This window comes from Neptunomonas phycophila (genome assembly GCF_001922575.1).
Classification (GTDB): domain Bacteria; phylum Pseudomonadota; class Gammaproteobacteria; order Pseudomonadales; family Balneatricaceae; genus Neptunomonas; species Neptunomonas phycophila.
This window is the reverse complement of sequence record NZ_MRCI01000001.1, coordinates 800,432-818,300: the sequence shown is the minus strand read 5'-3', so window position 1 is coordinate 818,300 and position 17,869 is coordinate 800,432. Positions and strand designations below refer to the sequence as shown.

14 protein-coding genes are annotated in these 17,869 nt (G+C 44.7%); 6 read left to right on the top strand and 8 right to left on the bottom strand.

Annotated features, from left to right (window positions below; genetic code table 11):
- The first annotated feature begins 174 nt into the window (after positions 1-174).
- Positions 175-951, top strand: coding sequence for a peroxide stress protein YaaA (gene yaaA, locus BS617_RS03725; RefSeq protein ID WP_075171558.1), 777 nt, complete (start codon positions 175-177; stop codon positions 949-951).
- A gap of 62 nt (positions 952-1,013) precedes the next feature.
- On the opposite strand, the gene BS617_RS03720 is transcribed toward yaaA, so the two are convergent.
- From BS617_RS03720 to BS617_RS03705, 4 genes are read right to left on the bottom strand one after another with little or no spacing between them, the layout of a single operon-like run.
- Entirely contained in the window at positions 1,014-1,895 is an 882-nt protein-coding gene (locus tag BS617_RS03720; protein WP_075171557.1) for a Tim44 domain-containing protein, read from the bottom strand.
- A gap of 7 nt (positions 1,896-1,902) precedes the next feature.
- Positions 1,903-2,799, bottom strand: coding sequence for a DMT family transporter (locus tag BS617_RS03715; protein WP_075171556.1), 897 nt, complete (start codon positions 2,797-2,799; stop codon positions 1,903-1,905).
- A gap of 31 nt (positions 2,800-2,830) precedes the next feature.
- Positions 2,831-4,525, bottom strand: coding sequence for a potassium channel family protein (locus tag BS617_RS03710; RefSeq protein ID WP_075171555.1), 1,695 nt, complete (start codon positions 4,523-4,525; stop codon positions 2,831-2,833).
- A 3-nt stretch (positions 4,526-4,528) separates the two neighbouring features.
- Positions 4,529-4,909, bottom strand: coding sequence for a DUF6394 family protein (locus tag BS617_RS03705; RefSeq protein ID WP_075171554.1), 381 nt, complete (start codon positions 4,907-4,909; stop codon positions 4,529-4,531).
- A 238-nt stretch (positions 4,910-5,147) separates the two neighbouring features.
- On the opposite strand from BS617_RS03705, the gene BS617_RS03700 reads away from it, so the two are divergent.
- Positions 5,148-7,958 carry an insulinase family protein gene (locus BS617_RS03700; protein WP_075171553.1) on the top strand — a complete coding sequence of 937 codons (2,811 nt, stop codon included), beginning with the start codon at positions 5,148-5,150 and terminating at the stop codon, positions 7,956-7,958.
- Positions 7,959-8,013: 55 nt separating this feature from the next.
- On the opposite strand, the gene BS617_RS03695 is transcribed toward BS617_RS03700, so the two are convergent.
- Together BS617_RS03695 and sbcB are read right to left on the bottom strand one after the other, a co-directional pair.
- Entirely contained in the window at positions 8,014-8,499 is a 486-nt protein-coding gene (locus tag BS617_RS03695; RefSeq protein ID WP_075171552.1) for a hypothetical protein, read from the bottom strand.
- Between the two features lie 55 nt (positions 8,500-8,554).
- Entirely contained in the window at positions 8,555-10,009 is a 1,455-nt protein-coding gene (gene sbcB / locus BS617_RS03690; protein ID WP_075171551.1) for an exodeoxyribonuclease I, read from the bottom strand.
- Positions 10,010-10,138: 129 nt separating this feature from the next.
- Here sbcB and BS617_RS03685 point away from each other — a divergent pair, with 129 nt between their 5' ends.
- A complete protein-coding gene (locus BS617_RS03685) occupies positions 10,139-10,564 on the top strand; it encodes a YchJ family protein (RefSeq protein WP_075171550.1) in 426 nt (141 codons plus the stop codon).
- A 107-nt stretch (positions 10,565-10,671) separates the two neighbouring features.
- Complete coding sequence (locus tag BS617_RS03680; protein ID WP_075171549.1) at positions 10,672-13,509, top strand: DUF349 domain-containing protein; 2,838 nt, start codon at positions 10,672-10,674, stop codon at positions 13,507-13,509.
- 65 nt (positions 13,510-13,574) lie between these two features.
- Here the strand turns inward: BS617_RS03680 and phbB are convergent, their stop codons facing one another.
- Positions 13,575-14,324, bottom strand: coding sequence for an acetoacetyl-CoA reductase (gene phbB, locus BS617_RS03675; protein WP_075171548.1), 750 nt, complete (start codon positions 14,322-14,324; stop codon positions 13,575-13,577).
- A gap of 179 nt (positions 14,325-14,503) precedes the next feature.
- Complete coding sequence (locus BS617_RS03670; RefSeq protein ID WP_075171547.1) at positions 14,504-15,850, bottom strand: MATE family efflux transporter; 1,347 nt, start codon at positions 15,848-15,850, stop codon at positions 14,504-14,506.
- Between the two features lie 100 nt (positions 15,851-15,950).
- Here BS617_RS03670 and BS617_RS03665 point away from each other — a divergent pair, with 100 nt between their 5' ends.
- Together BS617_RS03665 and BS617_RS03660 are read left to right on the top strand one after the other, a co-directional pair.
- On the top strand, positions 15,951-16,679 hold the full coding sequence (locus BS617_RS03665; RefSeq protein ID WP_075171546.1) for a 16S rRNA (uracil(1498)-N(3))-methyltransferase: 729 nt from the start codon (positions 15,951-15,953) through the stop codon (positions 16,677-16,679).
- A gap of 113 nt (positions 16,680-16,792) precedes the next feature.
- Positions 16,793-17,821 (top strand): Fe(3+) ABC transporter substrate-binding protein, encoded by a 1,029-nt coding sequence (locus tag BS617_RS03660; RefSeq protein WP_075171545.1) that lies wholly within the window; start codon positions 16,793-16,795, stop codon positions 17,819-17,821.
- Positions 17,822-17,869 lie beyond the last annotated feature (48 nt).

Sequence of the window (17,869 nt, the reverse complement as noted above, 5' to 3'; positions counted from 1 at the left end):
CAAATTTAGCCACTGGTTCGCCTGACATTTAGATCCATTCACGTTATGCCACTCATTACTTTTTTCTAACACGGCAATAGCCACAACTCATAAAGAACCGGTGGTAAATCTGTCAGATGCGTGCAAAATAGTCATCATACTTACTGACCCAGATAACAGAGTTGAGCGATTGTTATGTTAATTGTGATTTCACCAGCTAAAACCCTCGATTACGACACACCACCTACCACCAAAACATCAACGATGCCTCGGTTTTTAGAGCGCTCTAGTGCTCTGATAGATGAGCTCAAACAGCTATCTGTTCAAGACGTTGCCCAGTTAATGAAGCTAAGCGATAAGTTGGCCAGTTTAAATGTGGCGCGCTACAACTCTTGGGTAAAAGATTACGACGATAGCCAAGGCAAGCAGGCTATTTTAGCCTTTAAGGGCGACGTATACACAGGCTTAGATGCCCAAACCCTCAGCGAAGAAAAACTCGCTTATGCACAAGATCATCTTCGTATGCTGTCCGGCCTCTACGGCGTTTTACGGCCGCTGGATTTAATGCTGCCCTACCGGTTAGAAATGGGAACGAAGCTAACCAACAAAGCCGGCAAAGATTTATACCAGTTCTGGGGCAATGAGCTAACGGAGTCACTCAATGATGATTTAGCAAAGCAAGACAAACCCGTGCTTGTAAACCTAGCATCGAATGAGTACTACAAAGCTGTCAAAGCTAAACAAATAAACGCACAAATTATTACACCAGTGTTTAAAGACCAAAAAAATGGCCACTATAAAATCATTAGTTTTTATGCGAAAAAAGCGCGTGGATTAATGACACGGTTCATTATTGATCAGGCTATTACAGACCCTGAGCAACTCAAACAGTTTGACTACGAAGGCTACTATTTTTGCCCTAGTGAATCGGAAGGCGATACTTTTGTGTTTAAACGCGAAGAACAAGCTTAAAACACAAAGTTAATCCACAAAAAAAGGCACCTAGATAGGTGCCTTTTAATATGACTAACTCTTTAAGAAGTCTGCTCCTGCTCCATCCCTACGATAAACCAATCTGCGTTTGGCTGAGTCATGTCACGCGTTAAATGCCACACTTCACCAAACTCTTTTGGTTGTTCTGCACGGCTCTCTTTAATCCAACCATAAAAGTGAACACTAGCAACAACATTGCTCTGATTGTCGATAAAGTTAAATAAATCAGCCATCACAGAAACCACTTCGGTTGTTTGATCTGCTGGGTGCTTCGCTCGCTCAGTTTTTAATTCAGCGAGTAGCTCAGGAGTCGTGTAGGTAGCAATTTCTTCCCAATTTTGTTCGTCCCACGCTTTTTGTAAGTTTTCAAAGTGGCTTTGGGCTCCCTTAACAAACGCCGCTTTATCGAACCATGCAGGTGTTTCGGCCTGCCCATATTGACCATGCGATGTCGTCGGGAGTGTATCGACAGACGCATTACTAAGATCTTGCCCATTGCCCGACGGCTGCTCGGATGCTGTCTCACGATACTGAGCGCCACCCGCCCCCGCATACTGGGCTTGAGACTGCGCTTGCTTCTTGCTTGCAAACAATTTGAAAAGCACAAACGCCACTAAGGCAATGAGTAAGACATCCATTAACTGGATACCATCGAAAGCACCCCCAAAGAACAAAGCAGACAATAATCCACCTGCTAACAAGCCACCCATTAAGCCCCCCATCATCCCTGGCTTTTTACCTGAAGCAGCCGTTTGAGTTGGCGTTTTCTGTTGCGTATTACTGGCCGCCGGTGAGCTTTTTTTAGGCGCTGTGAAGGTTTTACCCAGCTTAGCACCGCCACCGAATCGGGCGGCATCAGCTACTGGGGCTGTGATTCCCACAACAAAGAAAGACATTAGTAGAGCAATAAAGAAGTTACGCATAGGTACCTCAAGTAGTTTTTTGAATTCTTTTCAATGCATCCGCAACAACGGCTAAATATATCCCACCGAAAATAAGAGCCATCCCAACAAAATGGTAGCTACGAATCGCTTCACCTAAAAATATAGCGGACAGCACAATGCCAAATAGCGGCATAAGATGAATAAATAGACCTGCTTTAGGAGCACCAAGTTCCGCGACACCTCGGTTCCAAAAAATATACGCAAGAATAGATGGGCATATCGCCATATACACGATGGTCGCTATTGATTTAATTGACCAAGCTGGAGGCGCTACCGTTTGCAGCTCTAACAAAGACAGGGGCAACAAAACCAGTACGCCTACCACAACCGTTACACCAAAAAACGTAAAGCCATCCAATTCAATAGGCTTCCAGCGTAACGAAATCGAATAAAGGGCCCAACTAAAAACGCCTCCCAGCACCCATAAATCACCTTGATTGATCGATAAATGAAGTAACGTTTCCAAATGCCCTGCTGTAATTAGCGTCAGCACTCCCATTAACGAACACGCCACCCCACCCCACTGACGAAGCGAAACTGGCTCCTTAAAAAACAGACCGGTCACTAGCAAAATAACAATAGGGACCGCCGACTGCAGCAAGGTAGCATTGGTTGCAGTGGTATGGGTTAAGCCTACATAAATAAGCGTATTAAAGCTTGCAACGCTCAAAACGCCCATGAAAAACAAGCGTTTCCAATATCGACAAATAACAGGCCAATGCAGACGAAGGCGAGGTAATAAGAAGGGCAGAATCAATAATAGCGCCAAACTCCAACGCATTTCCGCCATTGTTATTGGCGGTAACACCAAGTGCATTGCGCGCCCTAAAACAAAGTTCCCAGCCCAAAAAAGAGCTGTGAAACACAATAAAACATAAGCCATGAGGGATCCCTAGCGACGTTACCGTTTTTTATTATTCAGGCTTTTCCCGAAACCAGCGCGATAGCAAGGTACGGCTCCTGTCTTCTCCGGTTAAAACGTAGTACAGCACATTATAATTATTAATAGTCCATTCAATTTGGCTAAAACTCGTCGTTAGACCACACAGCAGAATTTGATCACCGGCCATGAGCTTATCTAACTCGCCGGGTAGCATATACACCTCGCCACGACGGTACAAGAGTAACGGAAAGACATTCAACATACGTTTGCGTTCTCTTGGATCTTTCATGAAAACATTAAGCTTTAATGATTTCCCTTCATTCAACGCCATCATTAAAGCCGGCGTTTGTTCTTCATTTACCGTAAAGGCCCAGCTATCGACTTCTTGATCCCCAACTACACGGCTCATGCGGTTAAGTAACTCATGTGCCCAAATATCGTTATAAGCATTCATTGATTGAATAAACTTTGCCAATAACGGCGTTTTTATTTGGGCAAGAATCTGATTAGCAATGATTCCACCCGATTCCATAATGAAGTTTGCTTTAGAGTTAGAAAATATCAGGTGATTGGCGTCTAAATTTTGGCGAACCACTGTAATTAATTTAGGGTTTAATTCCCGTGCCGTCATGATGATCGATAAATTGTCCGCATCATTATTGGTACCTGCAATAATTCCTACGGCTTCCTCAACACCCGCTTCTTTTAACGTATGAGCTTCTGTACCCACACCCCATACTTGCTGTTGTGTTTTGTTAACATTGATAGGGTCTGAGTCGATGATGGTTACCGTAACGCCACAATCACGAAACGCCTTATATAATTGTCGTCCAAAGCGGCCAAAGCCACAAATAATCCAACGGCCAACGATTTTTTGATTAGCACTGGACAGAGGCCGGTGTGTGGGGTTGATTAGCCAATCGTATACCAAGTGCTTGTATCGGGCGTTTATTGCCATCGACAAATAACGAGCGTAAGTAACAAAAGGATCAATCACGATATCAGTGCCGAATGACAATAAATTGCCCGTTGTAACATCAGACTCCGTTCGGCTAATGACGAGACGATTAGGTTTGAGCAATTTACTAGCGATAGAAATTGAAAGGTTAGCGTTGTCATCGTCAGTTAAAGCCAACACTCCTATGCAGTTATCACGCTGTACACCAGCATCATCTAAAATGTCAGGTAACGCCGCATCAGCACACAAGCCGGGAACCCTTAAAGGTAAACCACACATATCGAGCTCATCGATGCAGTCTTGGTCCACATCAATGACGACGGTTCTGATATCCCGCAGTGCTAATTTTTCGACCACTATTTTTCCGGTCACGCCATAGCCACACACAAGATAGAAAGGCTCTGTAATAGAAAACACTTCATTAGTGAACGACCGGCGGCGCAGCATGCGACCAAAACCTGGCTCTTGCAAAAGCGCCAGCATGGAACCGATGCTATATAGCCACGAGATAACCGTGGCATAAATCATAATAAGCGCCCACATGCGTTGCGCATCAGTAAACGGATAAGGGATCTCACCAAAGCCTATTGTGGACCCCATGAAGGAAACAAAATAAACGGCATGAAAAAATCCCATGCGCCACGGGTTGCCCTCATCATCTTGGCCCGGAATAAGCACAAAGCCCAACACAGAAATTGCATAAATCACAATCAATGTGATGAGCGGCATTCGTAACCGGCGTAGTACCAAATAAATAATATTATTCATGGACTAGCGACGTACCACTACCGTCTCAACCACTAGTAATACAACCGATACCACATTGGCCAAGACGGCCCCACCCGACAATGACACAATACTGGACATCATATGAGGAGTGAGCCCTCCGCTAATTTGCTCAGCAAAGCCCCATAGGAAAGCCGCAATAATAAGCTGCAAATCGGCCACCAAACTGGTCGCCAACATCAGTGCTCCTAAGTGAGTGCGATCACCAAACTTGAGTACGGTACAAATCAAACTGACGACTAAAGCGGCAAACAACTCGAACTCATTGTGATGAATAGGGTCATCGATATCACCGATAAAAAAACCAAAGTTAATGGTTAGCGCTAATACTATAAAAAAAGCAAAGATCACTTTCTCGCGATTCATCAATTCATCCTTTGTCTGTTTGCCACTTATCCCAAGTGAACACCAATTCTTCATTCTAAGGCGTTTAACCAGAAGAACAACCGCATTTAACCAGCGCGAGTCACATATCTGTATATGTACAGGGTTACTGTATTCACGGAACCAGCTAAATAGGATACTGTCTATCCGCTCAATGACCAACTAAGTTAGTAAATTGATTTTCATTGTCTTTTTAAGACTTTTTCTTAAGGAAGTAGCGATGTTAGCCAGATGTGCACGCATAAAACAGCCATTAGGAGTAATCTACACGATTGCCGTCGTAGCCCTGTCTCTATTTATCTCCCTACCCAGTCAGGCAGCTGCTAACCTCATAAAAAGTCCCAATGATAGCCGGGCCTATCAAGTCCTTACTCTGCCTAATCAACTTGAGGTGCTGCTAATATCTGACCCGGCCACCAGCAAGGCCGCTGTATCAATGGATGTTAATATAGGCTCGGCCGCTAACCCAAAAGGCCGTGAAGGCTTAGCGCACTTTTTAGAGCACATGCTGTTTTTAGGTACCGAGAAATACCCCAAAGCCGGCGAGTATCAGGCTTTTATACAATCTCATGGGGGGGCTCACAATGCCTTTACTGCACTCGAAAACACCAATTATTTTTTTGATATCAATGCGAACGACCTAGCGCCAGCTCTGGATCGTTTTTCACAGTTTTTTATACATCCACTTTTTTCCGAAGAATATACCCAGCGCGAACGTAATGCCGTTCACTCAGAATATCGCGCAAAAATCCGTGATGATAACCGTCGAGTTTATGCAGCTACGCAACAAATAATGAATCCAGAGCACCCTGCCAGCCGCTTCTCTGTTGGAAATTTAGAGACATTAGATAATGAGAACGGCCAACTGCGTAAAGATGTTGTCGCTTTTTATAACCAATACTACAGCGCTAACCAAATGAAACTTGCGATATTGGGCAAGCAATCACTGGATCAACTAGCCGAACTTGCCCAACAATATTTCAGTGCAATACCTAACAAATTGACCCCAGAATTTACTATTAATACGCCTTTGTATGACCCAAGTGATTTACCCATCCAGATTAACATCCAAACGTTAAAGGATGATTATGGTTTAAGTCTGAGTTTCCCCATGCCCAGTGACCGCGACTATTGGGAGACAAAACCGCTTAGCCTTATCAGCAGCATGGTTGGCTATGAAGGAGACGGCAGCCTTCTTGCGTTATTAAAGTCCAAAGGGTGGGCAAATAGCCTTGGGGCTTCTCCGGGGCAATCTTTTGATAATGAATCAGCCTTTAGCGTCTATATTGGCTTAACACCCGAAGGCTTCAATCACAAAGACGAAATCGTCAGCCTATTTTTTAGCTACATTGCATCATTAAAGACACAAGGCATCAGCCAAGCTCTTTTTAATGAAGAAAAACTCCTGAGCCAGCAAGCATTTCAGTTTTTAGATGAAAGAGAACCAGTACATTATGTTACGCAACTCTCCCAACGTATGGCGGATCAGACCTACCCGATAGAAGATTTATTAGTCGCGCCCTATCGGCTCGACCGATACGACTCAGATGTAATTAAACGCTACATAACCCAAATAACGCCAGAAAACATGGTTTTGGCACTACAAGCCAATAGCTTAAACAGCGATCAAAAAGCACCATATTACAATACGCCTTATCAAGCCATCCCATTAACCAGTGAACAACTCGCCACTTGGAGCAAGGCACCGACTAACCCTGAACTTTTTGTTCGTCATACCAACCCTTTCATAGCGACTGATCTTTCGTTGAAGGGCGGCACAAACGAATCAACACAAACTCAGTTAGTCCCAACTCAGCTTGACACCGGTGTCCCTGGGTTAGCTTTGTGGCACTTACACAATACTCAATTCAACGTTCCTAAAGCTGACGTTTGGTTTACCTTGCTATCACCTGTAGCACGCGAAGGTGCTGACGCCTCCGTCGGCCTTCACCTCTATACGGACTTGATTAACGAGCAACTCAATAAGCTGCTTTACGATGCTCAGATGGCTGGGTTATCAACCCAAATATATTCCCATGCTCGCGGAATTAGTGTTCGCATCTCAGGCTATGACCAACAAATCGGCCGTTTACTCACGCCTGTCGTTAGTGCTTTACGCCATCCAGAATTATCAAGCGAACGCTTTAACCGCGTTAAACAAGACCTTCTACAAAGCTTGAGCAATGCCGACAAAGAAACACCCTATAACCAATTATTTTCTGCCGGCTATGATTTCTTATTACACGACCCGAACCTACATGAACAAACCGTCGCGGCTCAGTCGTATACACTTGAAAAGCTCTCAGCGCTCATTGATCGCTTTTATCAATCGGTTGAGGTGCGTGTCCTAGCTAACGGCAATTTGCTTGCTCCACAGGCTCTAAACCTTACCCGCACCATTGAAACGCAGCTTTCGCCTGTTTCATTAGGAGAAGTAGCGCCCGATACTTCCATTGTGAAAATCAAAAGCGAAGAACAATTTACCCAAGCAGTACCGGTTAAACACAAAGACCATGCCGTTGTGCAGTATTTACAAACCGCCAACGCGACAGAAAAAGAAGCGGCGGCCGTCACGCTAATTAACGAGATTTTCTCAGCGCCTTTTTACTCTCAGCTAAGAACCGAACAGCAGTTAGGTTATATCGTTTTTGCATCGCCTATGACAATCCGTAAACAGCCTGGTATGGCACTGGTAGTACAGTCCCCTTCGACGGATATCCAAGTCATCAAAGAGCGTATGGATGCCTTTATGCAGGCATTCACTCAGCAACTTAGTGAGTTAGATGAGACAACGCTAAATCGATTCAAAGCCAGCGTACTCGCCCGCATCAACGACCAAGACCGTCAGCTATCCGACAGTACTAATCGTTTTTGGCGTGATATTGATAATCAAGCATTAAGCTTTGATAAAAGAGAACGGTTATCGGCTTACATATCAGCCCTAACGGCTCCAGAATTAAAAAGCATTTATGAGGAAATGATTACGCGCCGTCTCGTACTGCAGACACTGTCTACTGATCCAGACTTATAACTGGAGTAAGGGGTTACACGAAATACCAACTGTATTGGAAAGGGTAAAAACCTGATTAGCGAGGAGCCGGAGCTAGATCGCCAGAAGAAATAAACTGACGATTTTGCTTCTTCTCCTGTTCTTCTTGTTCACACGCTTGTCGATTAAGCACACAACGATCAGCCTCCTGGTCGTCATAGATACGCTGAAATACCGCATCTTCGCCAGTGAGATCTGATTTGCTAGCTACCTTCCCGGCTTTAAACTCAAATACCGCTGGCGAAGACGATGGCGCTATGATTGTCGGTGGCGGTAAATCAGAAGGCTTATCTATTGGCTGAATCACAGTCATTGGCTCCCTATCGAAGTCTCCTCTGCGCTTACTGGCATAGGCTGTCGCGCCGTTGTCCGTCCCTTCAGCATAACCGTTTGGGTAAACTAGAGTGTACGGCATAGGCTCGTCAACGGCTGCCGCCAAACCACTAAATAATGAGCACACAACGAGTAACCAACGAGCGCCCTTAGCCCCGACAATTTGACAGCGCAAAGTATTCTTTTGCATTACCCTGCTCCTTAATTGGTTACTGGTTACTGAGCATTAAGCTAGCAATGCTAACTTAATACGTGTCATCCATAGGGATAATCGATTCAGCGTAAATGGCCAGTTCCTCTAGCAACTCACGCTGGTTTTGATCCAATTCGGGCGATCCATACAATGTATTTAAACGCTCATAAAATGCCTTCATGGTCATCAAATTACGCTTATCAGATTTCATAAGTTTATCGGTACGGTACTGCTCCCATTGCACCTGCTCATCACTACTGAGGGTATACGGGTAATTTCGCGCACGGTAACGAAATAGCATTTCTTCTAAACGTGGATCTTGAAATGCTAAGGATAGGTCGGCTAATTCCTCAGGGTGTGCTTCGCGAATCTGAACCATCGCTTGCTTATCGGCTTCTTTGAAAAAGTCTGACCCATACAGCATATGGTCAGGATCACCATCCGACTCCATTGCATCATCAGTCATGATATCGGCCAGTTTAGATTTTAGATCAGTAAAACCTCTCAGCATGGTTAAATGTGCTCGACACTGATCCCCATTAATCTGAAACCGAGCCGCTTCTTCTGTATTCAACATACCGGCGGGCGCTAAAATTGGGCTTTTATTAGCATGCACCTGCTTTAGCGCTATTTTAGGGTCGTTTTCACGTCGCTGATCGGCGGGTAAGTACATCAAACGTTTGATTTCATCCACAGGCAAATCAAACAAAGGGGTTGGATCCACACGTAAATCCCACACCAATGTGCTGTTTCGGTTAACCGGATGGTTCGCTAAAGGAGCAACAACGGCAAGATTGCCCAACTCTGCTGGATAACGAGATGAGACATGTAAAACCGGCTTCATGGTCGTCACATCCAAAAGGCGCTGTGCCGCCGCCTTAGTTCGATTATTTATGACGTACTCATATAATTTGGGCTGTTTTTCCTTTACTAACTTTGCCATCGCTATGGTGGCATACACATCCGATAAAGCATCATGTGCATGGCCATGATCTATATTGTTTGCTTTTGTTAAATCCTCTAAGCGCAAACTAGGCGAGCCATCTTCATAAGTAGGCCACACAATACCTTCGGGACGTAATGCTCTGGTTAGGCGCAACATATCGATAATGTCCCATCGCGAACAATTATTTTGCCATTCCCGCGCATAAGGATCATAAAAGTTACGATACAGCGTGTAGCGTGTTACTTCGTCATCAAATCGAATACTGTTGTACCCCACACCACAAGTGCCTGGGCGCGCTAACTCATCATGGATAACCTTAATAAACTCTGCCTCGCAGACACCTTCTCTCATCGCATGCTGAGGTGTAATACCAGTAATAAGACAAGCATCTGGATTAGGCAGTACGTCATCAGCCGGCTTGCAATAAAGCATGACTGGCTCTTCGATAATGTTAAAGTCAGCATCAGTACGCACACCAGCAAACTGTACGGGACGGTCACGCTTTGGATCAGCCCCAAAGGTTTCATAGTCATGCCAGAAAAAAGTTAGCGGTGGAGTCATATAAGGATATTCCATGAAAAAGCTAAGTTGAACAGGCTATAATACGGATAACAGACGCGCTCTTAAAGCCTTGACCTTTGGTGAACACCTTCTGCGCATAACGATAACAACAAGCGAGGATCTTCAGCCATGTTGACAACACCTTCATCAGATCAACACTGCCCTTGCGGTTCTGGATTACTTTTTGATAAATGCTGTAAATCCTACATAGAAGGCGCACAATTAGCTCCTACCGCTCAAGCGTTAATGCGAAGCCGTTACACGGCCTTTGCCTTAGGTGCTGTGGATTATTTAATTGATACGACAGCGCCCAGCAAACGTCATGCTGACGATCACTCTGTGATTAGCGAACAAGTTAAAAATACACAATGGTGCGGCCTAACCATTCGGCAATGCAAGCAAGGCCAAGCGAAAGACTCGACTGGCGAAGTCGAGTTTGATGCATATTTTATAGCGAACGGCGAAGCCGGTGTTTTGCACGAACGTTCGCGATTTTATAAAGAGAATAACCAATGGCTTTACATCGATGGCGACGTATCATTTGATAAAGAGTAGCCAAAAAGCAACTGTCAAGCCTTAAAATTGCACGACAAGCCCGCTAGAATAACCCACCCACTTTTGCTGGATGATTGACAGCCAGCTCGTAGAACAAGTAAACGTTGATGTTATCGAAGCTTTTTAGACCTAAATGGCAACATGCTGATCCTAGTGTTCGCGCGGCTGCAGTGCGCAAATTACGAGAAGACAATCCAGCTCACATAGAAATCCTAACGCAGCTAGCCACTCAAGACCCCGCTGCTGACGTCCGGCTATTAGCCGCCGGAAAAATAACGGATATCGATCAGCTTATTAATCTATTGAACGAGGAACAGGCTCATTTATCCGCTATCGAGCAACAACTCATTCATCAGCTAGGGCAAACGAATAACCCTACATTCGCGTTTGAGAGACTCATCAATGGGCAAAATAACGAACGCGCTTTTCAAATCGTTTGCTCAAGCGGCCATGGTGCTCTACTGCAGGACCATCTACATCAAGCCAATCATCAACAATTACTCGGCATTGTTTTATCCAACGCCCCTATTCAGCTTCGTAAAGAAGCCGCTGAAAAAATAACCTCGCCCACCGATATAGAAACGTTGCTTAAAGAGACACGTCAAAGCGATAAAACCATCCATAAAATTATGCGCGACAAGCTAAATGCGCTTAAAGAACAAGAAAGGTTAACTAAACAGCAAACCGAGTTAGCTCACGATATTTGCAGCCAGATGCAACAATTGAGTAAAGGCGAATGGTTTCCTCTTTACCCAGCTAAGCAAGAGTCACTATTGAGCGCATGGGAGCAATTGGATGACCGCTTGCCGATCGACTCACTTAAAGAGACCTTTGCACAAGCCCTGCAACAAAGCCAACTACGGATTGATGAGCATCAAGCGACATTAGAGGCACAAAAACGCGAAGTCGAGCGACAAGAACAAGCTCAGCAAAAAGCTATAGAGTTACTCGAACAACAAACACTACTCGTTGCTCAAATTAACGACAACCATGCATTGGTTAGCGAGTCCGATTGGGCTCATATCAAACAAGCTTGGCCCCACATCAGCCCTACTCATGAAGAGCAAAAAGCGACATTCTCTCGTCAATCGCTTTTATTAGATGAATACTTTACTCATCTTTCTATGCGCGACCAGAAGATTAGTGAGGCACAAGAGTATGTATCAGCTTTACTACCCTCAGAACTTTCAGCACTTGATAACCGTGCTTTAAAAGCGCTCCGCTCGGCACTAACAAAAGCCTTGAGCACGTTAAACTGGCCTGAGCAAGATGCCCAGCCAGAACCCGTAACGCAGCTAACCGAGACTCTCAACACTGTTGAAAACCTCTTGCGCCAAGAGCAACAACAGAAATCCGCCACACAACAACTTATTCAACAACAGCTGGATGAACTGAACCGGTACATAAAAGCCGGCGAGGCGAAACAAGCGGATAAGTTTGTGAAAAAGTTAAATGACTCTTTTAAGTCCAATCAACAAAAGTTGTCCACCGCTCAAGAACAGCATTTACGGCAACTCCAAGCACAGCTACAAGAACTTAAAGATTGGCAAGGCTACGCGGTAACGCCTAAAAAAGAGCAACTCTGCGAAGAAATGGAGCAATTAGCTGCGCAAGATTCGATGCCTGCTCCTGAGAAATCACAACGTATTAAGGAGTTGCAGCAACAATGGAAACTTCTCGACTCTACCGACCCTATCCATTCCTCATTATTGTGGAAACGCTTTAAAGCCGCATCTGATACGGCTTATGAGCCTTGCGAAGCGTATTTTAGCCAGCAAAGAGAGCTACGTGCCTACAACTTATCTCAACGTGAAATGATCGTAGCTGAAGTGTCACAGTACTTAAACACTGTAAACTGGGACGAAACCTATTGGCGAGATATTGAAACCGTTATTACTGCCGCTAAGCGAGAATGGCGTCGGTTTATTCCAGTAGACCGTAACCCAGGACAAAAAATACAACAGGCATTTAATGAACTGATTGTCTCTACTGAATCTCGCTTCAAAGTCATTAAAGAAGCCGCTCTTCAACAAAAAGAAGCGATTATTAATGATGCTCACCAACTCGCCCAATCTGATGACCCAAAGGCTGCTGCCGAACAAGCTAAGCTGCTACAAGAGCAATGGAAAGAAGCAGGCCCAACCTTCCACAGCCAAGAACGCAAGCTATGGAAGCGTTTTCGTGTCGAGTGTGACGCCATCTTTAACCGATTAACAGAGCACCAGCAAGAGCAACGTAGCATTATCAACCCACGCACTGAGCTACTTGCACACACTCACACCTTGCAACACTTTTCAGTTAAACCTTTGGCATTAAAAACGGCTGTAGCCGCTCACCATGCAGGCTCCGAAATTATTAACAACTTCCCTGCTATATCGGCACGCGATAGCCAACAGTTTCGCAAGGCCGCACACCAGCTAGAGGAACAACTGCAACAGTTAAAACGGCTAGAAGCACAAGAAAGCACTCATGCTTTTATCGCGTTAACCAAAGAGCTCGATCAGCTTGAAGAGCAAATTTTATCAAGCAAGCCAACGACCGCCATTACCGTTAATATAAACGATTGCAAAGGCAGCCTGCCTGATAGCCTGATTAATGCTATTAAAGCTCGCCAGAGCGCTGTAGAAGCCGTGATATCAAGCTCGGCGAGTGACATTGACGATCTATTATGGGCGCAAAGTGACAGATCGTTACGAGAGTTGTGTATTCGCCTTGAGATCGCTCTTGGAGAAAGCACTCCTGAATCTGATCATGCACTTCGCATGGAATATCAAATGCAGAGGCTGCAACAGGTACTCGATCAACCATTGCAAGCAACGACCTTACTTGATATACGCTTACTGGAACTTGAGTGGAGCACTGTTGCATTTAATCAAACATTCGACACGCTTTGTGAACGCTTTGAGGCTTTAACACATGCCGTCTTCGAAGGAATGCCTGCATAACAACACAGGTCTGCAAAACTAAAAAAGCCTGCAAATATGCAGGCTTTTTGATTAATTACACAAGCTTAGTGCATGTGTAAGCCACCGTTTATAGACATGTCTGCGCCGGTGATGTAGCCCGACTCATCTTCTGCCAAGAAGGTTACAATACGACCAATTTCTTCTGGTGTACCAAAACGCTTAACCGGAATGGTTGAACAAATTTTATCTTGGATCTCTTCTGCGATCTGCGCCACCATTGGCGTCATGATATACCCTGGAGAAACCGTGTTCACGGTCACGCCTTTTGCAGCTACTTCTTGAGCCAGAGCTTTAGTAAAACCGTGTATGCCGGCCTTTGCTGCCGAATAGTTACACTGCCCAAACTGACCTTTTTGAGCGTTAACAGATGATATATTAATGATGCGACCAAACCCTTTCTCGATCATTGGGTTGATCACTAGGCGTGTCATATGGAACATGGAATCAAGGTTAGCGCTGAGTACTTCATCCCATTGCTCCCATGTCATTTTCTTGAACTGACCATCCCGGGTAATACCTGCATTATTGATCAAAACATCAATATTTCCGCCGGTCATTTCCTCTACTGATTGAATGCAGGATTGGCAAGATTTATCGTCTGTGACATCACCGTACGCTACTAAAATATCATAACCATCGGCACGTTGAGCTTCCTGCCATGCCTTGGCTTTTTCGTGGTTTCCGCCACTGTTATAACCAGCAACTACAGTGAAGCCTTTATCGACTAATGAACGACAAATTGCAGCGCCTAAACCACCAGTACCACCCGTTACAAGAGCAATTCGTTTACTCATTTTCACATCCCCGTTTTTCCATTTCAGTTTGGTAGTGCTACTGAATTATTAATTTTTTGTATCAGATCCGTTCTAATTTGACGGATTTTATAGCCTCTTCTCACACCGCGGTGCGATGCAACAACATCAAGCATACAACTACTTTATGAAAGCTTAATGTCTATTCAATTTATGCCTATTCAGTGGAGAGAATCAAGCCCTCTTTTCAATTGCTGCCGGACTAAGTAGAAAGCAACTGACGCAGCGCAAGTATTTGCCACCACAAAAGCAATAAACATCGCTTGTAAACCTAACAGCATATTAGCCCCCCAAGCAAGGGGAATAAAAAAAACAAACAAGCGTATTAAACTAATCCGCAGCGCCCGTAATGGCTGGTGTAACGCGTTTAAAGTGGATGCACTCAAAAAGATCACAGCTTGCATACCAAAGCCTAATGGAACCACCATTAACCACATCGACAATGGTACTTTCACGGCATCTGTATCCGTGAAAATATCCACAATTGAACCGCGATTTAGCAGCAATAAAACAAAGATCAAGAGCTGCCATACCAAAGCAAACTTTACCGCCCCATAGTAAGCAATCTTTACCCGTCCAATCTGTCCGGCTCCCAAATTCTGGCTTACAAAAGGCGGCAAAGTCATTGATAAAGCCAAGCAAACTAATAAGGAAAGCGATTCCAAACGGTTTCCTACACCAAAGGCGGCAACAGCTTCTGGGCCATGCGCCGCGACCATAGCCGTTAAAAAACCGCCGGCAATAGGCGTCATAATATTAGACAGCGCCGCAGGCAGACCTATTTTCATCACCCGACGCCAATTGGAAATAATCCGCAACAAGTCCGGTTTAATCAAAACGATTAATTGGTACTTTTTGTATAACACCCACACAAGCACCAAAAAGACACATCCCCATGAAATCACGCTCGCCAAAGCCGCTCCTGCTATACCCAGTGCGGGTACAGGGCCCCAACCAAAGATCAAAACAGAGTCCAAAAAAACATTTAAAATAGAGGATGTCGCCATCACTATTCCGGGCGTTTTAGTATCCCCACGAGCACGCAAGCTACTACTAGCAACCATATTGGTTACCATAAATGCAGCACCAAACCACCAAATCCCCATATAGTCGATAATAAAAGGGAGCTGTTCAGTATCAGCACCTAACCAATGATAGAGAGGTGTTATTAGTGCATGAGCCAGTGTACTGACACACAAAACAACGATTAGCGTCATGAGGAGATTGTCAGTTGTAAGCACAGCGGCTTCTCCATGGCGCCCACTACCAATCAATCTAGCTAAAATAGCTGAAGTCCCTATACCAAAACCAATCGCCAAGCTTACAACCGAAAAAGTGACAGGGAACGTAAATGCTAAAGCCGCCATTTCCGTTGCCCCTAACTGGCCCACAAAATATATATCAGCCAAGTTAAATAGCATTAAGCTGACGATACCCATCATCATAGGAAGGGTCATTTTTATAAGTGCGGTTCGAACGGGGGTAGTTAGTAAATCAGAGCTCGACATTGAATCATCTTCTTGAAAGGGTGCCACATCCTAACGGGAGAATATGAAAAGAAAAACCGTCATAATGGAAAGAATAATTTCCAAAGACAGTAAACTATAAATGAACCTCATCATTTTTTCTGAGAAAGACGTCATAGCCAACAGCGCTAGCACAGTAAGAATCCAGTTAGGCGGGCGACAGCTAGATCATCTTTTATCAGTCCATAAAGCCGAACCTAACAGCGTATTAAGAGTTGGCCAGTTAAATGGAAAGCTAGGGCAAGGCCGAGTTGTCAGCATAAACGAGCAAGCGGCCATGCTTGATGTAACGCTCCATCAAGCTCCACCTACTCCTTTGCCCTTAACGTTAGTACTCGCTTTACCTCGCCCTAAAATGATGAGGCGCATCATAAATAGTATCAGCATGTTAGGTGTTAAAGACCTGTACCTTATCCATAGCTACCGCGTTGACAAAAGCTATTGGTCGACACCTTTCTTGCAACCCGAAGCACTGCATGAACAACTCTTACTAGGCCTTGAGCAAAGCATTGACACGCAGCTGCCTAACATTCATCTACGTAAGCGCTTTAAACCCTTTGTAGAAGATGAGCTACCTTTACTGTGCAGTAATAAAAGAGCGTTAGTAGCCCACCCCTACGACGCACAACCATGCCCCCCTAGCTCTTTAGAAGAAAGCATATTGGCCATAGGCCCAGAGGGCGGATTTATTCCTTACGAGATCGACAAACTGCAAGAAGCCGGTATGCAAACAATTGAGATTGGTCAAAGAATACTGCGTGTTGAGACAGCCGTGACCGCTTTGCTATCACGCTTATTTCCAGTGATTTAACATCATACACATGAAAACAAACGCAATTGATAATAAATCTCATGTGCATTGACATTAAGAATGCATCACTGAATAATTACCACCTACAATAAATTGACAATAGGTTAGTGTACATGTTGCGTAAAACTCTACTCACTTTAGCCACAGTAACTTCTGCTTTCTCATTTGCTCCCGCTTATGCTGAAGGTGAGGTCAATGTTTACTCTTATCGCCAACAATTCTTAGTGGAGCCTCTTCTACAAGCTTTCACGAATAAAACAGGCATAAAAGTCAATATTGTTTACTCCAACAAAGGTTTGTTAGAGCGATTAGAACAAGAAGGTCGCAACTCGCCAGCCGATGTTATGCTTACCCCAGATATCGGCCCTATGTATGATGGCGCTGAAAAAGGCCTGTTCGCCACAATCGACAGCGCTACAATTGAACGCAATGTCCCAGAGCATTTTCAAGACCCTGAAAACCGTTGGGTCGGTCTGACCTCTCGAGCGCGTGTTATTTACACTTCTAAGGAGCGTGTAAAAGAAGGTGAGATTAAAACATACGAAGACCTAGCTGACCCTAAATGGAAAGGTCGTGTTTGTACACGCAGCGGCAAGCACACATATAATATCTCCCTTATTGCAAGCATGATCGCCCACGACGGTTTAGAAGCCACTGAAACTTGGTTACGTGGTGTTAAAGATAACTTAGGGCAGAAGCCTCAAGGTAACGATCGCGCTCAAGCAAAAGCGATTAAAGAAGGCATCTGTGACGTAGCTCTTGGCAACTCTTACTACTTTGGCCATATGTTAACTAACGAAGAAGAGCCAGAACAAAAAACTTGGGCCGAAGCCATCAACCTGGTCTTTCCTAACCAAGATGGACGCGGCGCTCACATGAATATTTCTGGCGCTTCGATCACTAAATACGCTCCACACCCACAAGAAGCACTCGAACTTATTGAGTTCTTAACGGAACGTGACGCGCAGTATTTATACGCAAACGCTAACTTTGAATTCCCTGTTCGCCCTAAAACAAAGCGCTCTGATATCATCAAGAAGTATATGGGTGACTTTAAAGGCGATGAAATCAATCTGACCGAAGTAGGCGCTCTGCGTAAAGAAGCCGCGAAACTGGTTGATAAAGTCGGCTTTGATAACTGATTACAATCATTTAATCGACAAATCTGCTCACAAACGGTAGTCTCTTGG

Coding starts and splice junctions, on each gene's coding strand:
- BS617_RS03695 (WP_075171552.1), bottom strand. CDS start 8,499: ATGCAAAAGAATACTTTGCGCTGTCAAATTGTCGGGGCTAAGGGCGCT.
- yaaA (WP_075171558.1), top strand. CDS start 175: ATGTTAATTGTGATTTCACCAGCTAAAACCCTCGATTACGACACACCA.
- BS617_RS03685 (WP_075171550.1), top strand. CDS start 10,139: ATGTTGACAACACCTTCATCAGATCAACACTGCCCTTGCGGTTCTGGA.
- BS617_RS03680 (WP_075171549.1), top strand. CDS start 10,672: ATGTTATCGAAGCTTTTTAGACCTAAATGGCAACATGCTGATCCTAGT.
- BS617_RS03710 (WP_075171555.1), bottom strand. CDS start 4,525: ATGAATAATATTATTTATTTGGTACTACGCCGGTTACGAATGCCGCTC.
- BS617_RS03670 (WP_075171547.1), bottom strand. CDS start 15,850: ATGTCGAGCTCTGATTTACTAACTACCCCCGTTCGAACCGCACTTATA.
- phbB (WP_075171548.1), bottom strand. CDS start 14,324: ATGAGTAAACGAATTGCTCTTGTAACGGGTGGTACTGGTGGTTTAGGC.
- BS617_RS03700 (WP_075171553.1), top strand. CDS start 5,148: ATGTTAGCCAGATGTGCACGCATAAAACAGCCATTAGGAGTAATCTAC.
- BS617_RS03705 (WP_075171554.1), bottom strand. CDS start 4,909: ATGAATCGCGAGAAAGTGATCTTTGCTTTTTTTATAGTATTAGCGCTA.
- BS617_RS03660 (WP_075171545.1), top strand. CDS start 16,793: ATGTTGCGTAAAACTCTACTCACTTTAGCCACAGTAACTTCTGCTTTC.
- BS617_RS03715 (WP_075171556.1), bottom strand. CDS start 2,799: ATGGCTTATGTTTTATTGTGTTTCACAGCTCTTTTTTGGGCTGGGAAC.
- sbcB (WP_075171551.1), bottom strand. CDS start 10,009: ATGACTCCACCGCTAACTTTTTTCTGGCATGACTATGAAACCTTTGGG.
- BS617_RS03665 (WP_075171546.1), top strand. CDS start 15,951: ATGAACCTCATCATTTTTTCTGAGAAAGACGTCATAGCCAACAGCGCT.
- BS617_RS03720 (WP_075171557.1), bottom strand. CDS start 1,895: ATGCGTAACTTCTTTATTGCTCTACTAATGTCTTTCTTTGTTGTGGGA.